The organism is Pseudomonas sp. GW704-F2, from assembly GCF_059423025.1.
Genome location: NZ_JBWKXO010000026.1, coordinates 26,821 through 47,221, shown reverse-complemented (window position 1 = coordinate 47,221; position 20,401 = coordinate 26,821). Strand labels below are relative to the sequence as shown.

The 20,401-nt window shown below is 61.2% G+C and carries 19 protein-coding genes; 6 read left to right on the top strand and 13 right to left on the bottom strand.

Annotated elements, in window-relative coordinates; all coding sequences use genetic code 11:
- The first annotated feature begins 139 nt into the window (after window positions 1–139).
- On the top strand, window positions 140–1,165 hold the full coding sequence (gene tsaD, locus AC07W0_RS20910) for a tRNA (adenosine(37)-N6)-threonylcarbamoyltransferase complex transferase subunit TsaD (protein ID WP_017847821.1): 1,026 nt from the start codon (window positions 140–142) through the stop codon (window positions 1,163–1,165).
- A gap of 33 nt (window positions 1,166–1,198) precedes the next feature.
- Here tsaD and plsY read toward each other — a convergent pair whose 3' ends face one another.
- Window positions 1,199–1,768 (bottom strand): glycerol-3-phosphate 1-O-acyltransferase PlsY, encoded by a 570-nt coding sequence (gene plsY / locus AC07W0_RS20905; RefSeq protein ID WP_102618126.1) that lies wholly within the window; start codon window positions 1,766–1,768, stop codon window positions 1,199–1,201.
- Between the two features lie 72 nt (window positions 1,769–1,840).
- Here plsY and folB point away from each other — a divergent pair, with 72 nt between their 5' ends.
- Both folB and folK read left to right on the top strand, forming a co-directional pair.
- Entirely contained in the window at window positions 1,841–2,194 is a 354-nt protein-coding gene (gene folB / locus AC07W0_RS20900; protein ID WP_026140135.1) for a dihydroneopterin aldolase, read from the top strand.
- Window positions 2,185–2,703 carry a 2-amino-4-hydroxy-6-hydroxymethyldihydropteridine diphosphokinase gene (folK, locus tag AC07W0_RS20895; RefSeq protein ID WP_046381854.1) on the top strand — a complete coding sequence of 173 codons (519 nt, stop codon included), beginning with the start codon at window positions 2,185–2,187 and terminating at the stop codon, window positions 2,701–2,703. Before folB ends, folK begins: the two co-directional genes overlap by 10 nt.
- Here folK and AC07W0_RS20890 read toward each other — a convergent pair.
- From AC07W0_RS20890 to AC07W0_RS20840, 11 genes are all read right to left on the bottom strand, one after another.
- Complete coding sequence (locus tag AC07W0_RS20890; RefSeq protein ID WP_017847817.1) at window positions 2,698–3,927, bottom strand: multifunctional CCA addition/repair protein; 1,230 nt, start codon at window positions 3,925–3,927, stop codon at window positions 2,698–2,700. The genes folK and AC07W0_RS20890 overlap by 6 nt on opposite strands.
- A 63-nt stretch (window positions 3,928–3,990) precedes the next feature.
- A complete protein-coding gene (locus tag AC07W0_RS20885) occupies window positions 3,991–5,553 on the bottom strand; it encodes a SpoVR family protein (RefSeq protein ID WP_017847816.1) in 1,563 nt (520 codons plus the stop codon).
- Complete coding sequence (locus AC07W0_RS20880) at window positions 5,550–6,821, bottom strand: YeaH/YhbH family protein (RefSeq protein WP_017847815.1); 1,272 nt, start codon at window positions 6,819–6,821, stop codon at window positions 5,550–5,552. Before AC07W0_RS20880 ends, AC07W0_RS20885 begins: the two co-directional genes overlap by 4 nt.
- A 113-nt stretch (window positions 6,822–6,934) precedes the next feature.
- Window positions 6,935–8,857 carry a PrkA family serine protein kinase gene (locus AC07W0_RS20875; RefSeq protein ID WP_017847814.1) on the bottom strand — a complete coding sequence of 641 codons (1,923 nt, stop codon included), beginning with the start codon at window positions 8,855–8,857 and terminating at the stop codon, window positions 6,935–6,937.
- Between the two features lie 285 nt (window positions 8,858–9,142).
- Entirely contained in the window at window positions 9,143–9,472 is a 330-nt protein-coding gene (gene glpE, locus AC07W0_RS20870; protein ID WP_102618125.1) for a thiosulfate sulfurtransferase GlpE, read from the bottom strand.
- Between the two features lie 33 nt (window positions 9,473–9,505).
- The gene (locus AC07W0_RS20865) at window positions 9,506–10,357 is read right to left on the bottom strand and encodes a symmetrical bis(5'-nucleosyl)-tetraphosphatase (RefSeq protein ID WP_102618124.1); all 852 of its coding nucleotides are present in this window, start codon (window positions 10,355–10,357) and stop codon (window positions 9,506–9,508) included.
- Window positions 10,357–10,737: a Co2+/Mg2+ efflux facilitator ApaG/CorD gene (gene apaG / locus AC07W0_RS20860; RefSeq protein ID WP_017847811.1), complete on the bottom strand. Its 381-nt coding sequence runs from the start codon at window positions 10,735–10,737 to the stop codon at window positions 10,357–10,359. Before apaG ends, AC07W0_RS20865 begins: the two co-directional genes overlap by 1 nt.
- 107 nt (window positions 10,738–10,844) lie before the next feature.
- Window positions 10,845–11,657, bottom strand: coding sequence for a 16S rRNA (adenine(1518)-N(6)/adenine(1519)-N(6))-dimethyltransferase RsmA (gene rsmA / locus AC07W0_RS20855; RefSeq protein ID WP_017847810.1), 813 nt, complete (start codon window positions 11,655–11,657; stop codon window positions 10,845–10,847).
- A complete protein-coding gene (gene pdxA / locus AC07W0_RS20850; protein ID WP_017847809.1) occupies window positions 11,654–12,643 on the bottom strand; it encodes a 4-hydroxythreonine-4-phosphate dehydrogenase PdxA in 990 nt (329 codons plus the stop codon). Before pdxA ends, rsmA begins: the two co-directional genes overlap by 4 nt.
- Window positions 12,640–13,980: a peptidylprolyl isomerase gene (locus tag AC07W0_RS20845; RefSeq protein WP_026140134.1), complete on the bottom strand. Its 1,341-nt coding sequence runs from the start codon at window positions 13,978–13,980 to the stop codon at window positions 12,640–12,642. The genes pdxA and AC07W0_RS20845 overlap by 4 nt, the downstream gene beginning before the upstream one ends.
- Entirely contained in the window at window positions 13,955–16,732 is a 2,778-nt protein-coding gene (locus AC07W0_RS20840) for an LPS-assembly protein LptD (protein ID WP_102618123.1), read from the bottom strand. Before AC07W0_RS20840 ends, AC07W0_RS20845 begins: the two co-directional genes overlap by 26 nt.
- 130 nt (window positions 16,733–16,862) lie before the next feature.
- Between AC07W0_RS20840 and AC07W0_RS20835 the strand changes: the two genes are divergently transcribed.
- The 3 genes from AC07W0_RS20835 to AC07W0_RS20825 are packed head-to-tail and all read left to right on the top strand — an operon-like array spanning window position 16,863 to window position 19,328.
- Entirely contained in the window at window positions 16,863–17,888 is a 1,026-nt protein-coding gene (locus AC07W0_RS20835; RefSeq protein WP_046489158.1) for an aminoglycoside phosphotransferase family protein, read from the top strand.
- Window positions 17,885–18,559 carry an N-acetylmuramate alpha-1-phosphate uridylyltransferase MurU gene (murU, locus tag AC07W0_RS20830; RefSeq protein ID WP_046489161.1) on the top strand — a complete coding sequence of 225 codons (675 nt, stop codon included), beginning with the start codon at window positions 17,885–17,887 and terminating at the stop codon, window positions 18,557–18,559. Before AC07W0_RS20835 ends, murU begins: the two co-directional genes overlap by 4 nt.
- A gap of 1 nt (window position 18,560) precedes the next feature.
- Entirely contained in the window at window positions 18,561–19,328 is a 768-nt protein-coding gene (locus tag AC07W0_RS20825; RefSeq protein WP_017847804.1) for a TerB family tellurite resistance protein, read from the top strand.
- Window positions 19,329–19,351: 23 nt separating this feature from the next.
- Here the strand turns inward: AC07W0_RS20825 and AC07W0_RS20820 are convergent, their stop codons facing one another.
- Entirely contained in the window at window positions 19,352–20,326 is a 975-nt protein-coding gene (locus tag AC07W0_RS20820) for an alpha/beta hydrolase family protein (protein WP_102618122.1), read from the bottom strand.
- Between the last annotated feature and the right edge of the window lie 75 nt (window positions 20,327–20,401).

Here is a 20,401-nt window from a genome sequence, read left to right as displayed (position 1 = left end):
TCGTCGGTTTTTAAGGGTTGCGGATGTTAACCCCTCATTGCCAGGAATGCAAAGCCTCTGATCGAAAACCGCTAGTCGGGAGGGGGAGTGGCGACTATTATGCGCGCCTTCGAATTCAGCCTCTACAAGGCGCAAACCCATGCTAGTACTGGGACTTGAAACCTCCTGCGACGAAACCGGTGTCGCACTTTACGACAGTGAACGCGGGCTTTTGGCCGATGCGCTGTTCAGTCAGATCGACTTGCATCGCGCCTATGGCGGCGTGGTGCCGGAGCTTGCCAGCCGTGATCACGTCAAACGCATGCTGCCGTTGATTCGGCAGGTGCTGGACGAGGCCGGCTGCGTGCCGACCGAGATCGATGCGATCGCCTACACCGCCGGCCCCGGATTGGTCGGAGCCCTGCTGGTTGGGGCTTCTTGCGCCCAGGCGCTGGCATTTGCCTGGGACATTCCGGCCCTCGGCGTACACCATATGGAAGGCCATTTACTGGCGCCGATGCTGGAAAAAACACCGCCGCAGTTCCCGTTCGTCGCTTTGTTGGTTTCGGGTGGCCATACGCAGCTGGTTCAGGTCGATGGGATCGGTCAATACACGCTATTGGGCGAGTCGCTGGACGATGCCGCCGGTGAGGCGTTCGACAAGACCGCGAAGATGATGGGCCTCAATTATCCCGGCGGTCCGGAAATCGCGCGCCTGGCCGAAAAAGGCGTCGCCGGTCGCTATACCTTCCCGCGTCCGATGTGTGATCGCCCGGGGCTGATGTTCAGCTTCAGCGGTTTGAAGACCTCTGCCCTGAATACCTGGCAGCACAGCGTCAGCGCCGGGGACGACAGTGAGCAAGCCCGTTGCGACATCGCGCTGGCGTTCCAGCAGGCTGTGGTGGAGACTTTGACCATCAAGTGCAAGCGCGCCCTGAAACAGGCGGGCATGCAGCGCCTGGTGATCGCAGGCGGCGTCAGTGCCAACAAGGCCTTGCGCGCATCCCTGGAAAAAATGCTCGGCGACATGAAGGGCGATGTGTTCTATGCGCGCCCTGAATTCTGCACCGACAACGGCGCGATGATCGCTTATGCCGGTTGCCAGCGCCTGCAGGCCGGGCAGCACGAAAGCCTGGCGATCAGCGTGCAGGCACGCTGGCCGATGGAGCAGTTGTCACCGTTGTAGGCGCTCAAGGTGAGCGGAATTCATCGGCCGGATTTAAAAATGCCGTTCGCGCCCGGCAAACAGGTCGCGTAAATTGCCGCGATGGCGCCAGACGATCAGCAGGGTCAGCACACTCATCGGCAACAGCGCCGCCGGTTCCTGCCAGGCCAGCAACGGTAGGGTGAGCGGCGTGGCGATCAGCGCGGCCAGCGAGCTGGTGCGGGTCAGGTAGAAGGTCAGCAGCCAGGCGAGCATGGCCAGCAGCGCCGCCGGAGGGTAGATCCCCAGCAGCATGCCGGCCGCCGTGGCGACACCCTTGCCGCCGCGAAAACGAAAGTACAACGGAAACAGATGGCCGAGGACGGCGCACACGCCAATCCAGGCTTGCTGTTGCAGGGTAAGGCCGGCAAGGCTGGCGATCAGTACGGGCAACAGGCCCTTGCACACGTCGCCCAGCAGCGTCAGCACGGCGAGCTTCTTGCCGGCCAGGCGCAGCATGTTGGTGGCGCCGGCATTGCCTGAGCCACTCATTCGCGGGTCGGGATTTCCCGTCAGGCGGCTGAGCAAGATGGCGAAGGACAGCGAGCCGAGCAGGTAGGCGAAAATCGCCAGTGACCAAAACATGCTAACTATTCCGGGCGAGGACGCCCTGATTCTAACGGGGCATCGCGCCCTTGTCGTGCTGCGGAGAAGAGCTTGGACAGAGTGTTTATCGAAGGCCTGGAAGTCGACACCGTGATCGGGGCCTACGACTGGGAGCGCGGCATCAAGCAATGCTTGCGCCTGGACCTGAGTTTCGCCTGGGACAACCGCCCGGCCGCTGCGGGTGACGACCTCACCCTGGCACTGGATTACGCCAGTGTGTCCGCGCGTATCCAGGCCTTTGCCGAGCAGTCGCAGTACCAGTTGGTGGAAACCTTTGCCGAGCGTCTGGCCGAAGTGCTGATGAGCGAGTTCCAGATTCCCTGGCTGCACCTCAAGTTGACCAAGCCGGGGGCCGTGCCGGCCGCCAAGGGCGTGGGCGTGGAGATCGAGCGCGGATGTCGCTAACTCAGGTTTACCTTGGTCTTGGCAGCAATATCGAGCGCGAGCCCCATCTGTGCGCGGGCCTGGATGCACTCGCGGGCTTCTTGATCGACATGCGCTGCTCGGCGGTGTTCGAGAGCCAGCCGGTGGGCATCAAGAGCGGGCTGTTCTTCAATCTGGTGGTGTCGGCCTATACCGACCTGTCGTTGATGGAGCTGGATCGCCGGCTGAAGTCCATCGAGGCCGACAATGGCCGTTACGCGCCGGACCGCAAGGGCCTGCCGCTGGATATCGACGTGCTGCTGTACGGCGATCTGGTGGGCAACTTCGATGGCCTGATCCTGCCGCGTGCAGAAATCCTGAAAAACGCCTTCGTGCTGTGGCCGTTGTCGATGATGGCGCCAGATCGTGTACACCCTGAAGTGGGCAAGACGCTGGCTGAGTTGTGGCGGGATGCACAGATCGATCAGGTGCTGGCGCCCGTCGGATTCGAATGGCGGGGCCAGCAACTGACGCCGAGCGCGCTGCTATAGGGCGTGCTGTTCCTTGTAGGCTTTCAAGGTCTTGAGCCGTTCGCGCTTCAGGGCCTCGCCCAGTTCGGGGCCCTTGAAACCCTTCTCCAGCAACGGCGCCACCGCGACCTCGCGCGCGGCCTTTGCGGCGCCGCGCAAATAATCTGCCTGTGGATAACTGCGTTGTTCCAAGCCCTTGCGGCCGCGGGCGTCCATTTCGCAGGCGACCACGAACTCTTCAAAGCGCTGCGGCCGCCGGTAAACGTCAAAACTCTGCAGCAACTCCAGTAATGTCGAGGCTTTAAGCTCCAGTGCGCGATGCCCATGGGTGTGGTATTGGCCGACCAACAGCGCCAGTTCCTGGCAGTCCCTCGGCGCCTTGAAGCGTTCATTGACCGCCTTGATCAGCTTCAGGCCGCGCTGCTCATGGGCAATATGCTGTGGCAACTTATCCACAGGCGTCAGGCCTTTGCCGACGTCATGCAGCAGGCAGGCCCAGCGCACTGTCAGCGGCTGGTGATGCAAGGCGGCCTGTTCGAGCACGCTCAAGGTGTGAACGCCGCTGTCGATCTCGGGGTGATGGGCTGCGGGCTGCGGCACGCCGAACAGGGCGTCGACTTCCGGCATCAAGGTTTTCAGTGCGGCGCAATCGCGCAGCACCTGGATGAATACCTGGGGCTGGTCTTCCATCAGGGCACGGGAAATTTCCTTCCAACTGCGCTCCGGCGTCAGGGCTTCGAGTTCACCGGATTCGCTGAGTTGACGCATCAGGTCCAGGGTTTGCGGCGCCACTGTAAAACCCAGGTGGGCGTAGCGCGCAGCAAAGCGCGCAACCCGCAATACGCGCAGGGGATCTTCGGCGAACGCCGGGGAAACGTGGCGTAAAATGCGGGCTTCAAGGTCGCGCTGGCCGTGATAGGGGTCGGTCAGCCTGCCGTCGTCGTCCTCTGCCATGGCGTTGATGGTCAGGTCGCGGCGGATCAGGTCTTCTTCCAGCGTGACGTCCGGGCTGGCGTGAAACACAAAGCCGCCATAGCCCCGGCCACTCTTGCGCTCGGTACGGGCGAGGGCGTACTCGTCGCCGTTTTTCGGGTCGAGGAATACCGGGAAGTCCGCGCCCACCGGTTTATAGCCCTTGGCGAGCATTTCCTCGGCCGTTGCGCCGACGACGACACGGTCGATATCGGTGACCTTGATGCCCAGAAGGCGGTCACGCACCGCGCCGCCGACTTTGTAGATTTTCATGAAAAAGCCTCCATTAGCCGCACAGGATAACGCCTGTGCCCGGCCAATGGCGGCTTTGCCGTTTCAGAGATGAACGACGGCCAGGTCCAGGCGGCCGTAGTCGTTATCGTTGTGATCGCTGCGTGGGGGGACGTGGTGGGTTTTCATCACCTGATCGCCCTGCAGGGTTTCCAGGTGGATGTCGAACCCCCACAGCCGATGCAGGTGCTTGAGTACTTCCTCGGTGGAGTCGCCCAGGGGTTTGCGGTCGTGCTGCTGGTGACGCAGGGTCAGCGAGCGGTCGCCGCGCACGTCGATGCTGTAGATCTGCACGTTGGGCTCGCGGTTGCCCAGGTTGTACTGCGCCGCCAGGGTTTCGCGAATGGTGCGGTAGCCGGGCTCGTCGTGGATGGCCGGTACCACCAGGTCGTCCTTGAGGTCGTCATCGAGGATGCTGAACAGCTTGAGGTCGCGAATCACCTTGGGCGACAGGTACTGCAGGATGAAGCTCTCGTCCTTAAAGCTGCTCATGGCGAACTTGATGGTGGAAAGCCAGTCGGTGCCGGCAATTTCCGGGAACCAGTGGCGGTCTTCCTCAGTGGGGTTTTCGCACATGCGCCGGATGTCGCGGTACATCGCAAAGCCCAGCGCATATGGGTTGATGCCGCTGTAGTACGGGCTGTCGAAGCCGGGTTGGAACACCACGCTGGTGTGGGAAGTGAGGAACTCCATCATGAAGCCGTCAGTGACCAGGCCTTCGTCGTACAGGTCGTTTATCAGGGTGTAGTGCCAGAATGTCGCCCAGCCTTCGTTCATCACCTGGGTCTGGCGCTGTGGGTAAAAGTACTGGGCGATCTTGCGCACGATACGCACGATTTCCCGTTGCCACGGCTCCAGCAGGGGCGCGTGCTTTTCCAGGAAATACAGGATGTTTTCCTGAGGTTCGGCGGGGAAGCGCGCATTGTCCTTGTCGCTGTTTTTGTCGGCGCGTTTGGGAATGGTGCGCCACAGGTCGTTGATCTGCTTCTGCAGGTGTTCCTCGCGCTCCTTCTGGCGCAGGCGTTCTTCTTCGGCGGAAATCGGATACGGGCGTTTGTAGCGATCGACGCCGTAGTTCATCAGGGCATGGCAGGAGTCGAGCAAGTCTTCCACCGCATCGATGCCGTGGCGCTCCTCGCACTGCATGATGTACTGCTTGGCGAACACCAGATAGTCGATGATCGAGCTGGCGTCGGTCCAGGTGCGAAACAGGTAGTTGCCCTTGAAGAAACTGTTATGCCCGTAGCAGGCATGAGCCACCACCAGCGCCTGCATGCAGATGGTGTTTTCTTCCATCAGGTAGGCGATGCACGGGTCGGAGTTGATCACGATTTCGTAGGCCAGACCCATCTGGCCGCGGCTGTAGGACTTTTCGGTGCTGAGGAAGTGTTTGCCGTAGGACCAATGGTGGTAACCCAGGGGCATGCCTACCGAGGCGTAGGCATCCATCATCTGTTCGGCGGTGATCACTTCGATCTGGTTGGGGTAGGTGTCCAGGGCATAACCGGCCGCGATGCGGCTGATTTCCCGGTCGTAGGCCTGGATCAGTTCAAAGGTCCACTCAGACCCCGTGGAAATGGGTTGGCGTTTATGCTCTTTGGCGGTCATGTCACTAACCTGCGCTGGAAGAGTTCACGGAAGACCGGATAGATATCGCCGGCCGAGACCAATTGCTGCTGGGCGAACGTGTCGGCGAAGGCTTCGCCGATGCGCTCGTATTCGAACCACAGCGCCTGGTGCTCACGGGGGGTGATCTCGACATAAGTGTAGTACTGCACGAATGGCATGATCTGGTTGATCAAGATGTCCCGGCAGATCGGCGAGTCGTCATTCCAGTTGTCGCCGTCGGAGGCCTGCGCCGCGTAGATGTTCCAGTCGTTGGCCGGGTAGCGCTCGGCCATGATTTCCTGCATCAGTTTCAACGCGCTGGAGACGATGGTGCCGCCGGTTTCCCGTGAATAGAAGAATTCCTCCTCATCGACTTCCCGGGCGCTGGTGTGGTGGCGGATGAATACCACATCGATCTTGTCGTAGTTGCGCTTGAGGAACAGGTACAGCAGGATGAAAAAGCGCTTGGCGATGTCTTTGGTGGCCTGGGTCATGGAGCCGGACACGTCCATCAGGCAGAACATCACCGCCTTGGAGCTTGGGTTGGGTTGTTTGACCAACAGGTTGTATTTCAAGTCGAAGGTGTCGAGGAACGGCACGCGGTGAATGCGCGCGCTGAGTTTCTCGATTTCTGTCTCGATTTCCTGGATATCGCCGAAGTTGTCCGGTTCTTCGCGTTTCAAACGCGCCAACTCTTCCTTGGCCTCCTTCAATTTGGCGCGGCTGCTGCCGGACAGGGCGATGCGCCGGGCGTGTGCCGAACGCAGGGTGCGGATGATGTTGATCCGTGAAGGGTTGCCTTCGTTGCTGATCCCTGCGCGCACGGTCTTGAACGTGTCGGTGCCGGTCAGGTTGCGCTTGACCAGGTTGGGCAGTTCGAGGTCTTCGAACATGAATTCGAGGAATTCTTCCTGGGTGATCTGGAACACGAACTCATCCATGCCTTCGCCGGAGTTACCCGCCTTGCCGGGGCCTTTGCCGCCGCCACCGCCTTGGGGGCGCTGGATGTGTTCGCCGGTGGTGAACTCCTTGTTGCCCGGATGCACGACAGTCTGCTTGCCACCCCGGCCGTGGTGCAGCACCGGTTCGTCGATGTCCCGTCCGGGAATGCTGATCTGTTCGCCATGCTCCATGTCGGTGATGGAACGGCGGCTGACGGCCTCTTCAACGGCCTTTTTGATGTGGTCACGGTAACGCCGCAGGAAACGTTGACGGTTTACCGTGCTCTTGTTCTTGCCATTGAGGCGTCGGTCGATCACATAGCTCATGGGGAGCCCTCCGGGCAGCTTCACGTTACAAGCTTCAAGCCGCGAGCTGGAAGCTTAGAGACAAGCGGTCGACCGCCAGGCCATGGGCCTGGCAGTACACGCCCGTCGCTGCCTTACTGCGATTTGCGCACCCGCAGATACCACTCGGAGAGCAGCCGTACCTGTTTGTCGGTGTAGCCACGCTCGACCATCCGTGTAACGAAGTCGTTGTGTTTTTGCTGATCCTCCTTGCTGGCCTTGGCGTTGAAGCTGATGACCGGCAGCAGATCCTCGGTGTTGGAGAACATTTTCTTCTCGATGACCACCCGCAGCTTCTCGTAGCTGAGCCAAGTGGGGTTCTTGCCATTGTTGTTGGCGCGGGCACGCAGCACGAAGTTGACGATTTCGTTGCGGAAATCCTTCGGATTGCTGATGCCGGCGGGTTTTTCGATCTTTTCCAGTTCCTCGTTGAGGGCTACGCGGTTGAGGATTTCGCCGGTTTCCGGGTCGCGGTATTCCTGGTCCTGAATCCAGAAGTCGGCATACAGCACGTAGCGGTCGAAGATGTTCTGGCCGTATTCGCTGTAGGATTCCAGGTAGGCAGTCTGGATTTCCTTGCCGATGAACTCGATATAGCGCGGCGCCAGGTATTCCTTGAGGAAGCGCAGGTAGCGTTCGCGGGTTTCGGCCTGGAATTGTTCCTGTTCGATCTGCTGCTCCAGCACATAGAGCAAGTGGACCGGGTTGGCGGCGATCTCGTGAGGGTCGAAGTTAAACACCTTGGACAGGATCTTGAACGCGAAGCGCGTCGACAGGCCATTCATGCCCTCGTCCACGCCGGCGGTGTCGCGGTATTCCTGGATCGACTTGGCCTTGGGATCGGTGTCCTTGAGGTTTTCGCCGTCGTACACGCGCATCTTCGAATAGATATTCGAGTTCTCCGGCTCCTTGAGGCGCGACAGCACGGTGAATTGCGCGAGCATCTTCAAGGTGTCGGGCGCGCAATGGGCCTTGGCCAGGGAGCTGTTGAACAGCAGCTTGTCGTAGATCTTGATTTCATCGCTGACCCGCAGGCAGTACGGCACCTTGACGATGTAGATCCGGTCGATGAAGGCTTCGTTGTTCTTGTTGTTGCGGAAGGTGTGCCATTCCGATTCGTTGGAGTGGGCCAGCAGAATCCCGGTGAACGGAATCGCGCCGAGGCCTTCGGTACTGTTGTAGTTGCCTTCCTGGGTTGCGGTGAGCAGTGGGTGCAGGACCTTGATCGGAGCCTTGAACATCTCCACGAATTCCATCAGGCCCTGGTTGGCCCGGCACAGTGCGCCCGAGTAGCTGTAGGCGTCGGCATCGTTTTGTGGGAATTCTTCCAGTTTGCGGATATCGACTTTGCCCACCAGCGCCGAGATGTCCTGGTTGTTCTCATCGCCCGGCTCGGTCTTGGCCACGCCGATCTGGTTGAGGATCGACGGGTAGAGTTTCACCACGCGGAACTGGCTGATGTCACCGCCGAACTCGGCCAGGCGCTTGGTCGCCCAGGGCGACATGATGGTGTTGAGGTAGCGCCGTGGGATGCCGAAGTCTTCTTCGAGGATCGCGCCATCTTCCGTGGCGTTGAACAGGCCCAGGGGCGACTCGAAGACCGGCGAACCCTTGATGGCGTAGAAGGGCACTTTCTCGATCAGTTGTTTGAGCTTTTCGGCCAGGGACGATTTACCGCCGCCAACCGGGCCGAGCAGGTAGAGGATTTGTTTCTTCTCTTCCAGGCCTTGGGCGGCGTGCCGGAAGTAGGAGACGATCTGGTCGATGCATTCTTCCATGCCGTGGAAGTCTTCAAAGGCCGGATAGCGGCGGATCACCTTGTTCGAGAAGATTCGCGACAGACGCGAGTTGTTGGAGGTGTCCACCAACTGCGGCTCGCCAATCGCCAGTAACAAACGCTCGGCGGCAGACGCGTAGGTGCTGCGGTCACGCTTGCACAGGTCGAGATACTCTTGCAGTGTGAGTTCTTCCTGCTGCGTGGACTCGAAACGTTGTTGGAAGTGGCTAAAAATACTCATGACGTCGTCACCTCGCTCGATACGTGGAGCCGACGCCGGATCAATCAGTCGATGCTGGCAGTCATTGACGAACGCCAATGGCCGTTTTCCCCCCAGAACACCCTGAAACGCTACCGATGACCCGCACGCCGGTGTACCGGCTCTCCCCTGATTCGGATGGCCTGCGCTTAAGGATAGTTCGGAATCCGCGAGGTAAAGGAGGGATACGCAATTAGTTTGGGTGCGCCGTTCGTCAGAAACGGCGCAAGCCCAAGCGTCACGCGGGGTGGCGGGGTGTGAAAAAAATTATTGCGAATCGCCGGAGGCAATTTCTGCAGGATAGGTCGTATGCCACAGCTCAAAGCCGCCGTCCAGACTGTAGACGTCGGAGAAGCCCTGGCTGATCAGATAGGCGGCCGCGCTCTGGCTGGAATTGCCGTGATAGCAGGCCACGATCACCGGCGCGTCGAGGTCGGCGGCGCGGATGAAATCGGCGATGTTGTGGTTGTCCAGGTGCCGGGCGCCTTTGATGTGGTTCAGGGCGTAGGCCTGCGGATCACGAATATCCACCACCACCGCGCCTTGTTCGCGCAGGGCCTGGGCTTGTTCGGGTGGGATACGTTTGAATTCGCTCATGGCGGGCTCCTTGGGTTTGGCTGCAAGCGGCGTCTAGCGCTTCGCGGCAACCGACGGGGTCACGGGAAGAGGGGAAGGGCACTGGCAGCTCAGGCGCTCGCCGGTGTCGATGTTCATCAGGGTCATGGCGCCGCCCCACACGCAGCCGGTGTCGAGGGCGAACACGCCGGGTTCATCGCATTTGCCTTCGAGGGCCGCCCAGTGACCGAAGATGATCTTCGTGTCGCGGGTCTTGCGTTCCTTGTGGGCGAACCACGGTTTGTAGCCGGGCAGCGCGGTGTCGGCGCCTTCCTTGCTCTTGAGGTCCAGTTTGCCGTCGGCGGTGCAGAAGCGCATGCGTGTGAAATAGTTGGTGATCACGCGCAGGCGGGCGACGCCCGTCAGGTCGTTGTCCCATTTCACCGGTTCATTGCCGTACATGCCGTCGAGATAGGCGATGTACAGGTTGTCATCGGCCAGGGCGCTTTCGACTTCGGCGGCGCACTTGAGGGCTTTTTTCAGCGTCCACTGCGGTGGAATGCCGGCATGGACCAGCACCATGTCGCGCTGCTCGTCGTAGTGCAGGATCTTTTGCCGGCGCAGCCAGTCCAGCAAGTCGGCGCGATCCGGGGCCTCGAGGATTTCTCGCAGGGTATCGGCTTTTTTCAGGCGCTCGATGTTACTGCCGGCCGCGAGCAGGTGCAGGTCGTGGTTGCCCAGTACGCACACCAGGGAATCGCGCAGGCCATATAAGTAGCGCAGGGTCTCCAGGGACTCGGGGCCACGATTGACCAGGTCGCCTACCAGCCACAGGCGATCGTTCGCCGGGTCGAAGGCCACGCGCTCGAGCAGGCACTTGAGGGGCTGCAGGCAGCCTTGCAGGTCGCCGACCGCATAGGTTGCCATCAGTGCAAGGCTCCGGGCACGGCCAGGCGAAATGGCTTGATGATCGCGTCGAACAGTTTGCCGTCAGTGGCTTTCATCTGATACGAGCCTTGCATGGTGCCGACCTTGGACGTCATCACCGTGCCGCTGCTGTAGGTATGGCTGGCGCCGATATCGATCAGCGGTTGCTGGCCGACCACGCCGGCACCCCGCACCTCTTCCACTTGACCGTCACCGTCGGTGATCACCCAGTGGCGTGACAGCAGCTTGGCCGGCACCAGCCCGTTGTTTTTCACCGTGATGGTGTAGGCAAAGGCGAAACGGTTGTGTTCAGGTTGCGATTGGTCCGCCAGGAAGCGGGTAACGACGCTGACGTCGATCTGGTAGCGAGGATCGGACATGCAAGAGGCCTTAAAAGCAAAAGCGGAGGACAGCAGATGCGGATCAGTCTAGGCCAAGAGGCGGGCACTAGGCCAGACATGCTGTCGGGCCTGGTGCAGGGCGGGCTTCAGTCCGCGACGGGCGGCGGCTGGATCGCAAGCTGGTCGGCCAGGCGCACGAATGCGGCCAGGTCCAGTTGTTCCGGGCGCAGGCTGCCGTCGACGCCAGCGGCTTCGATCTCGGCGTTGCTCAACAGCGCTTTGAGCGTATTGCGCAAGGTCTTGCGGCGCTGGTTGAAGGCTTCGCGCACGACGCGCTCCAACAGTTTGTGATCCTTGGCCGGGTGCGGCAGCACGGCGTGAGGCACCAGGCGCACAATGGCCGAATCGACCTTCGGCGGCGGGTTGAACGCGCCCGGGCCAACATTGAACAGGTGTTCGACGCGGCAGTGGTACTGAACCATGATCGACAGGCGGCCCCAATCGCCGCCGCCAGGGCCGGCGGCCAAGCGCTCAACCACTTCTTTCTGCAGCATGAAGTGCATGTCGCGGATGATCCCTGCGTTGTTCAGCAGGTGGAAGATCAGCGGCGTGGAGATGTTGTACGGCAGGTTACCCACCACCCGCAGGCTGTTGGGCGCGGCATTGAGGCTGGTGAAGTCGAACTTCAGCGCATCGCCCTGGTGCAGGATGAAGTTGGACTTGCCGCCAAACTGCTGATTGAGGATCGGGATCAGGTCTTTATCGAGCTCAACCACATCCAGTTGCGCGCCGCTGGCCAGCAGGCCTTGGGTCAGTGCGCCCTGGCCCGGGCCGATTTCCAGCAGACGGTCTTCGGGCTTGGCATGGATGGAGCGCAGGATGCGGTCGATCACGCCAGCGTCGTGCAGGAAGTTTTGCCCGAAGCGCTTGCGCGCCCGGTGTTGGTAATGCTCGGTCATATACGGGTCTCGGCCATCTGATAGGCGGTTTCCAGGGCCACGCGCAGGCTGCCGGTATCGATCTTGCCGCTGCCCGCCAGGTCCAGGGCGGTGCCATGGTCGACGGAAGTGCGGATGATCGGCAGGCCCAGCGTCACGTTGACTGCGGCGCCGAAGCCTTTGTATTTCAGCACGGGCAGCCCCTGGTCATGGTACATCGCCAGCACTGCGTCGCAGTGCTCCAGATATTTGGGGGTAAACAGAGTGTCCGCGGGCAATGGGCCGCGCAGGTCCATGCCGTCTTGGCGCAGACGCTCCAGGGTGGGTTCGATGATGTCGATTTCTTCATGGCCCAGGTGGCCGCCCTCACCGGCGTGGGGGTTGAGCCCGCAGACCAGGATGCGCGGTTGGGCGATGCCGAATTTCTGTTGCAGGTCGGCATGCAGGATGCGCGTGACGCGCTCCAGGCGTTCGACGGTGATGGCATCGGCCACGTCGCGCAACGGCAAATGCGTGGTCACCAGGGCGACGCGCAGGCCATGTGTGGCCAGCATCATCACGACTTGGGGGGTGTGGGTCAGTTCGGCGAGGAATTCGGTATGGCCGGAAAAGGCGATGCCGGATTCGTTGATCACACCCTTGTGTACGGGGGCGGTGATCATGCCGGCGAAGTCGCCGTCGATACACCCTTGCCCGGCACGGGTCAGGGTTTGCAGCACAAAGGCCGCATTGGCCTTGTCCAGTTGCCCGGCGACCACCTTGGCCTGCAGCGGGGTATCCCACACATACAGGCTGCCCGCGGGAGCCGGCAGGTCGGGCCAGTTACCCGGCGCAACGTCCAGCAGCTTGACGGCCACGCCCAGTTGCGCGGCCCGCTCAAGGAGCAGGTCGCGGCTGGTAATGGCGATCAGGGGGTGTGGCTGGGGCTGCGAGGCGAGCAGCAGGCACAGGTCTGGACCAATGCCGGCCGGCTCGCCGGGTGTCACCGCGAAACGCTGGGGTTTCACTGGTTTGCCTGGTTGGTGCCTGTTTGCTCGGCGCCTGGCAGTTTGTTTTCTACGTAGGCTTCGTCACGGATCTGACGCAGCCAGGTTTGCAGCTCTTCATCGTACTTGCGGTTGCGCAGGACGGTCAGGGCTTGCTGTTCGCGGGCCTGGCTGGTGTTGTCGGTGGCGCGGCGGCCAAGGACTTCCAGTACATGCCAGCCATATTGCGTCTTGAACGGTTTGGACAGTACGCCTTGCGGGGTCTTGGCCATCACTTCCTGGAACTCCGGCACCAATGCTTTCGGGTCGATCCAGTTGAGGTCGCCACCGTTGAGGGCGGAACCCGGGTCTTCCGAGAAGCTTTTGGCCAGGGTGGCAAAGTCTTCGCCGCTTTCGATGCGGTCATAGATCTTCTGGGCCAGTTCCTTGGTTTGCGCTTCGGTGCGGATTTCGCTTGGTTTAACCAGGATGTGACGAACGTGGACTTCGTCTTTCAGCGAGGTCTCGCCGCCGCGACGTTCCAGCAACTTGAGGATGATGAAGCCGCCTGGGGTGCGGGCTGGCTGGGTAATGCCTCCCACTTCCATGGCACTCAGCTCACGGTCGAACGGCGGTGGCAATTGAGCGGCTTTACGCCAGCCCATATCGCCGCCTTCCAGGGCGTTGTCGCTGCCGGATTGGGCGATTGCCATCTGGGCGAAGTCGGCACCGGCCTTCAGGCGATCATAGATAGCCTGGGTTTTGGCGGCGGCTGCATTGAGCTGCTCAGAGTTGGCGCTGTCCGGGGTCGGGATCAGGATGTTGGCCAGGTGCAGTTCTTCGGAGAGCTGCATCTTGCCCAGGTCCGATGCGAGGAAGTTCTTCACTTCCTGCTCGGACACCTGAACCCGCTCGGCCACACGACGCTGACGCACACGGCTGATGATCATTTCGCGGCGGATCTGGTCACGCGCGTCCTCATAGGACAGGCCGTCGTGGGCCAGGGCGGCGCGGAACTGATCGATGCTCATGTTGTTGCGTTGCGCGATCGTGCCGACAGCCTGGTTCAGTTCTTCGTCCGAAATACGGATGCCGGAACGATCGCCGATCTGCAATTGCAGGTTTTCGACGATCAGGCGCTCCAGCACCTGTTGGTCCAGGACACTGGTAGGCGGCACACCACCGCCACGCTTGGCGATGGTTTGCTGAACTTCCTTGACCCGTTGGTCCAGTTGGCTCTGCATGATCACGTCGTTATCGACGATGGCCACGACCTTATCCAGCTGTTGAACCGCGGCATGCGCCGATGCGGTACCCAGGAACAGCGCGCCCAGCACGAGCGGGCGCAGACAATCAGAAAGCTTGATCTTCACGTTCACGATAACCTTGAATGCCTTTGTCGAGGAAGCTCTCTACCTTGGCGCCGGTCAGGCCGCCGAGTCCTTTGAGGACGATCTGGAAGAAGAGCCCGTGGTCACCCTTTTCGTTAAGCGGGGCGATCTGGCTGTATTCGTCGTTGGAAACCCAGTAACGGTTGATGACGCGCAGTTTCCAGCAGCAGTTGTCGTACTCGAAACCACCGAAGGCTTCCAAGGTACGGTTGCGGGCGTAGTCGTACTGCCAGCGGGTAATCATGTTCCACTGGGGAATGATCGGCCACATCATCGAGAAGTCGTGTTGTTGGATTTTGTAGTAATCCTTCACGTAGTTATCTTGACCGACAGTGCCGTAGTCGCCACCAAACTGCCATTTGCCGGTCAGCTGGTTGTAGACCACTTGGTCGTTGCGATAGCGATAACCGAGGTTGACGATCTTGTTCGGGTTGTCTTCCGGCTGGTAGTGGAACATCGCGCTGCCGGAACGTGGGGCGTGGCTTTCCGTGTCCCAGTTGTAATCGGCAGTGGCGCGCCAGTCGCGGTTGAAGCGGAACTCGTAGTCCAGCGCGATCGGCGAAACGTCGCTCTGGGCGTCGGCGCGGTCGGCTGCCAGGATGCCGGGCAGTTGAACTTCGCGGTCCTTGAAGTACAGGGCCTGGCCGACGCTGACGCGTTGGCGTTCGAAGCCGTTTTCTTCGATCCAGCGGCTGGTGAGGCCCAGGGACAGCTTGTTCTCATCGCCGATCCGGTCGGTGCCGCTGAAGCGGTTGTCACGGAACAGCGAGGCATAGCTGAACGAGTATTCGCTGGTGTCGAAAACCGGGATGTCGCTCTGGTCTTTATTCGGAACATAAAGGTAGAACGCGCGCGGCTCGAGGGTTTGGCGATAGTCTTTGCCGAACCAGTTGGTGTTGCGGTCGAAGTACAGGCCGCTGTCGACGCTGGCGATTGGCACGGCGCGATCTTGCGAGCTCTTGAACGTCTGGCCGGCTGCAGCCATTTGCGTCTTGCCCGTACCGTCAAGGTCGAGATCGTACTTGGTATAGACGTACTTCAACTTCGGCGTAATAAAGCCGTAGGTCCAGTTCATCGGGTAGTCGACGGCGGGAGCCGCGTTCAAGCGAGTACCGTCTGCACGGGTCAGGCCTGTGACGTAGGTGTCCAGACGAGGCGATACAAGGCCATTCTCATCAGTAAACGTGCCGTTTTCCAGGCTACGCTCAAAACGAACAGCTTCAGTCTCGTATGTGAAGTTCAACCCACCCGGATGGTACGGCAGCGCACCATTGAAAGTGATCTGCGGCAAGCGATCATACGGTGTGATCTGAGAGATCGTTGCCAGCTGATAAGCCTGGACGTTCACGCGCGCTTGGTAAGAATCGCCTCGATAAGTCACAGAACCTTGCTGGTTCAGGTAATCCCGACTCTCAACCCCTTCTTCATACGACTTCAAATCCTGGAAGTAGTAAGGATCACTGATCTTGGTGTAATCCACCTGAGTCGTCAGGCGCGAATCCAACCCGCCCTTATGCTGCCAATTGAGCATATAACGGGTTTTTTCGTAATCGGTCTGCTTGCTGCGTTCGTCGTTGTCGTCGTTCAGGTACGCGCCGCCGAACTGGCCTTCGCTGGATTTGGTGAGGTAGCGGAATTCGCCTTCCATCAACAAGCCGCGCTTGGTCATGTATTGCGGGTACAACGTGGCGTCGTAGTTCGGTGCCAGGTTGAAGTAGTACGGTGTCACCAGCGTAAAGCCAGTCTCGCTGCCGGTGCTGAAGCTCGGCGGCAGGAAGCCGGATTGACGACGGTTGTCGATCGGGAAATAGATGTAAGGGGTATACAGGATCGGGATGTTCTTGATCCGCAACGTCGCGTTGGTGGCCGTACCGAAACCGGTGGCCGGGTTCAACGTGATGTTGTTGCCCTTGAGCTGCCAGGCGTTGCTGTCTGGCTCGCAGGTGGTGTACGTACCGTCCTTGAGACGGATGATCGCGTTTTCGGCGCGCTTGGCGTACAGCGCGTTACCGCGGATGCGTGACTTGTGCATCACGTATTCGGCGTTGTCGATCTGTGCCGCGCCGGTATCGAGCTGGACCTGGGCGTGGTCGCCGACGATCAGCGCGCCGTTGTCGCGCAGGCGGACGTTGCCGTTCAGCTCGCCACGGTTCTCGGCCTGGTACAGGCTGGCTTCTTCAGACTCCAGCTGCATGCTGCCCTGGCGCATGACGACGTCACCGGCCAGGGTCGCGACCTGCTGTTCCTGCTCGTAACGCGAGGCCTTGGCGCCGATGAAGGTAGGCGCATCGCTCTTGTTCGTCTTGTCGTTCATGCCAGGACGAATCGGCTCGATGTACGCACCGGAGCAATAAGGACCGGTTTCCGCCAGTTGGGCGGCGGTCAGCTTCTCGCGAGGCACCCAGTCCAAGTGGCTGTAGTCGGCGCTGCGCGAACGCAGGCCACGGCCCTTGGATTCGGTGACCAGCATGGTCTTCGGCTCGGCCTCGGTGCCGCCTTCAGCGTTGGCTTGCGCCGTGCCGTTGGCCGAGCTGACGGCTGCACCGTCATGCACCGGGCGCGGTGGCAATGGGGCGGCGGCGGTTTTCGGCGCGCAATCCCAGGCACCCGAAGCAGAGACTGAGCAGTCATACTGTTCCGCGGCGACCACGAATGAGGTGGCGAAAGGTTGCATGGCCAGCAGACTGCCGGTTACCAGCAACGGAAATTTTCTACGAAACGCGGGGGATTTCAATGCCATCTTATTAGTCCGGGCTTCCTGCGTGCCATCTGCCCGCGGTGTGGGCCGCACGCCTCTCGATGGTCTGAAAAAGATGCGTGATAATAAAGCATGACCCGCTTGACGGCTAGCGCCGTCGGAGACCCTTGTAATGCCCGAGCAAGATCTACGTTTACAACAGCTGAAAGTCTGGCTGGATGAGCAGTTGCCGATCCTCTTCAACGCTCAGGATTGGGGCGCCGTACCCCCGGCCACATTGACCGCGGCCAGTAGCGACGCGAGTTTCAGGCGCTACTTCCGCTGGGAAGGCGGGGCGCATACTTTCGTGGTGATGGACGCTCCACCCCCCCAGGAAAACTGCAAACCTTTCGTCGATATCGCCGATTTACTGGCGAAATCGGCAATCAATGTGCCAAAAATTTATGCAGAAGATTTGCCGCGCGGCTTTCTTTTGCTCAACGACCTGGGCAGAAAAACCTACCTGGACGTGATTGACGAGCAAAATGCCGATCAATTGTTCGCCGATGCCATCGACGCCTTGCTGGCTTTCCAGCAGTTGCCGATGGACGCGCCGCTGCCCAGCTATGACGTCGCTTTACTGCGCCGCGAGCTGGAACTCTTCCCCGAATGGTACGTGCGCCGCCACCTGGGGATCGAATTCGACGCGCACCAGCAGGCGCTCTGGCAGCGTGTCAGCGAGCGCCTGATCGACAGCGCCCTGGCCCAGCCGAAAGTGCTGGTACACCGCGACTATATGCCGCGCAACCTGATGATCAGCGCGCCGAACCCCGGTGTGCTGGATTTCCAGGACGCGGTCTACGGCCCGGTGACCTACGACATCACCTGCCTGTTCAAGGACGCGTTCCTCAGTTGGCCACAGGCCCGCGTGCGCGAATGGCAGCGCGGTTATTGGCAGCGCGCCGTAACCCTGGGCATCCCGGTGCAGGCGGATTTCGACGACTTCCTGCGCGCCAGCGACCTGATGGGCGTGCAGCGTCACCTCAAGGTGATCGGTATCTTCGCGCGCATCTGTCACCGCGACGGCAAGCCACGCTACCTGGCCGACGTGCCGCGCTTCTTTGCCTATATAGAAGCGGTACTGGCGGACCGTCCGGAGTTGGGCGAACTGGCGGAGCTGCTGGCCAGCCTGCGCCAACCCGCCGAGGCGAGCGTATGAAGGCGATGATCCTGGCGGCCGGCAAAGGCGAGCGGATGCGCCCGCTCACCTTGCACACGCCCAAGCCGCTGGTGCAAGCGGGCAGCAAACGCCTGATCGAGTATCACCTGGAGGCGCTGGCCAGGGCCGGGTTCACCGATGTCGTGATCAACCATGCGTGGCTCGGCCAGCAGATTGAAAACTACCTGGGCGACGGTGCGCAGTTTGGCCTGCGCATCCGCTACTCCCCCGAGGGCGAACCGTTGGAAACCGGCGGCGGGATTTTCCAGGCGCTGCCGTTGCTGGGGGATGAACCCTTTCTGGTGGTCAATGGCGATATCTGGACCGATTACGACTTCGCCCAACTCCAGCGCCCGCTTCAGGGCCTGGCCCACTTGGTGATGGTCGATAACCCGGCGCATCACCCCTCGGGCGGGGATTTCCACCTGGATCATGGTGTGCTTCATGATGCGGCGCCCGGTGCCGATAACCTGACCTTCAGTGGCATATCAGTGCTCGACCCCAAGTTGTTCGCGGGTTGCAGCACCGGTGCTTTCAAGCTGGCGCCGCTGTTGCGCGCGGCCATGGCGCAAGGTCAAGTAACGGGAGAACACATGACGGGACGCTGGATCGATGTCGGCACGCTGGAGCGCCTGGCGCAAGTCGAAACCCTGCTGACAGCGGGGCGCTAAGATGTTGTGGCCTGGGACGCTGATCGGCGCCGGGGCTGGCTTTGCCATTGCCAGTATTCCGGGTGCCTTGTTGGGAGCCTTGCTCGGGCAGGCGCTGGATCGCCGCCTGCAACTGCACAGCTGGGCACAGTTGCGTGAGCGCCTGGGCGGGCGCCCGGCGTTGCGCAATGACGAACTGTTGTTTGTGCTGCTGGGCCGCCTGGCCAAAAGCAATGGCCGCGTGGCGGACGGGCATATCCAGCAGGCACGCCAGGAAATGCGCGCGCTGGACATGACCGAACCGGCCCAGCGTCGGGCGATTGCGGCGTTCAACCGCGGTAAATCCGGCTCTGACCGGGTGCGCGCCTACCTGCGCGTCCTCAAGTCCCAGCCCCATGCGTCAGAAGGCGTGTTGCGCGCCTGTTGGCGCATGGCCTGGGCGGATGGCCGCGCGGATGATGCCGAGCGTGACCTGATCAACTTGTGGGGCAAGTGGTTGGGCTGGACGCCGCAACAGCTTCAGGCGCTGGCCGCCGATTACGCGCCGGAGCGCAAGCCGGTGGCCAGCCGTGGCGCCGCGTATCAGGAGGCGTTGCGGATTCTGGGGGTGACCAGCACCACCGAGCCCTCGGCGATCAAGCGCGCCTACCGCCGCCTGCTCAGCCGCCACCATCCAGACAAGATCGCCGGTAGCGGCGCCAGCCCCGCGCAAGTGCGTGAGGCCACCGAGCGAACCCGCGAACTGCATAACGCCTATACGTTGATTCGCGAGCGGCGGGATTTCCGCTAGTCGTCCCATTTGGGCGCGGGCGCTCAGCTGTCTTTTGGCTCGGGGCTCAACCACCCGCGCACCCGCCGATACAACTGCTCCTGCTCGGCCGAACTGTTGCCGGGCACGGCCTTGAGCGACACTTGCTTGTAGCCGCCATTCTTCAAGCGTTTGGCGGCTTGGGCGCGTTCTCGTGCGGTGTTCCGGTCCTGGGCGAGGTCCTGGTAGAAGACATCCGCCGTGGGGACTTTCAAGCCCGGGGCGAGTTGTTGCAGGTCCGGTTGGCGACCCACGGGGGCCTTGCCCGCCACCATCACCAGCTTCTGCACCTGGCTCGGTTGTTTCTCGCTCAAGTACCGCGCGGCCCACCAGGCGCCGCTGCCATGGCCAAGCAGCACCACGCTGCGGGCGCCTTGGGTCTGGGCGAAAGCGACGGCGGCATCGATGCGCTCGAAGATACGCTTGGCATCGGTCTTGTCCTGTTCGTCCGCGCCCGGCACCACGGCCGGGTCGGTGCCTTCGGCTTCCGCGCTGGCGGCTTGCTCGATCGGTTTGGCGGCGGTGCTGCCGTCTTTGCTGCTGGTGTCGACGGCCGCGTTGGGCGCTTCGATCACCCGTGGTGGCAAGGTGTCCAGGTTCACGTCCGGCAGTGACAGACTGAGGGTGCCCCAGCCGGCATCCGGCAATTTACGCCGCAATGGTGCAATTGCTTGCGGCCAGTCAGCATTTTCACCCGCGCCAGGTACGATAATCACCACGCCTTCGGCTTCGGCGCTGTTGGCCGGTTTCCACAGGGCCAGGAATGAATCGCTGCCGGCCTGCAACTGTTGCTGTTCTTCGCGTGGGATCTGGCGTTCGAGGGCGCTGGCTTCTTCCCGGCTCCGCTCCGGCAGGGGCTGGCGTTCGAGCGGTTTTTCCGTAACCGGCGCAGGCGCGTCGGCGGCCTGGGCAGAAAAGACGGCGGTAAAGAGGAGTGACAGGCACAATGCTGGCAGTGCCGAACGGTTTCGATAGGGCATCGTTAATTCCCGGCCAGAAGTGATTCCAGCAGCCTAATGGGTTGGTCAGTATTTGTCAGTGATGTGAGACGTGGA

Coding starts and splice junctions, on each gene's coding strand:
- tsaD (WP_017847821.1), top strand. CDS start 140: ATGCTAGTACTGGGACTTGAAACCTCCTGCGACGAAACCGGTGTCGCA.
- plsY (WP_102618126.1), bottom strand. CDS start 1,768: ATGTTTTGGTCACTGGCGATTTTCGCCTACCTGCTCGGCTCGCTGTCC.
- folK (WP_046381854.1), top strand. CDS start 2,185: ATGTCGCTAACTCAGGTTTACCTTGGTCTTGGCAGCAATATCGAGCGC.
- AC07W0_RS20890 (WP_017847817.1), bottom strand. CDS start 3,927: ATGAAAATCTACAAAGTCGGCGGCGCGGTGCGTGACCGCCTTCTGGGC.
- AC07W0_RS20885 (WP_017847816.1), bottom strand. CDS start 5,553: ATGACCGCCAAAGAGCATAAACGCCAACCCATTTCCACGGGGTCTGAG.
- AC07W0_RS20880 (WP_017847815.1), bottom strand. CDS start 6,821: ATGAGCTATGTGATCGACCGACGCCTCAATGGCAAGAACAAGAGCACG.
- AC07W0_RS20875 (WP_017847814.1), bottom strand. CDS start 8,857: ATGAGTATTTTTAGCCACTTCCAACAACGTTTCGAGTCCACGCAGCAG.
- glpE (WP_102618125.1), bottom strand. CDS start 9,472: ATGAGCGAATTCAAACGTATCCCACCCGAACAAGCCCAGGCCCTGCGC.
- AC07W0_RS20865 (WP_102618124.1), bottom strand. CDS start 10,357: ATGGCAACCTATGCGGTCGGCGACCTGCAAGGCTGCCTGCAGCCCCTC.
- apaG (WP_017847811.1), bottom strand. CDS start 10,737: ATGTCCGATCCTCGCTACCAGATCGACGTCAGCGTCGTTACCCGCTTC.
- rsmA (WP_017847810.1), bottom strand. CDS start 11,657: ATGACCGAGCATTACCAACACCGGGCGCGCAAGCGCTTCGGGCAAAAC.
- AC07W0_RS20840 (WP_102618123.1), bottom strand. CDS start 16,732: ATGGCATTGAAATCCCCCGCGTTTCGTAGAAAATTTCCGTTGCTGGTA.
- AC07W0_RS20835 (WP_046489158.1), top strand. CDS start 16,863: ATGCCCGAGCAAGATCTACGTTTACAACAGCTGAAAGTCTGGCTGGAT.
- murU (WP_046489161.1), top strand. CDS start 17,885: ATGAAGGCGATGATCCTGGCGGCCGGCAAAGGCGAGCGGATGCGCCCG.
- AC07W0_RS20825 (WP_017847804.1), top strand. CDS start 18,561: ATGTTGTGGCCTGGGACGCTGATCGGCGCCGGGGCTGGCTTTGCCATT.
- AC07W0_RS20820 (WP_102618122.1), bottom strand. CDS start 20,326: ATGCCCTATCGAAACCGTTCGGCACTGCCAGCATTGTGCCTGTCACTC.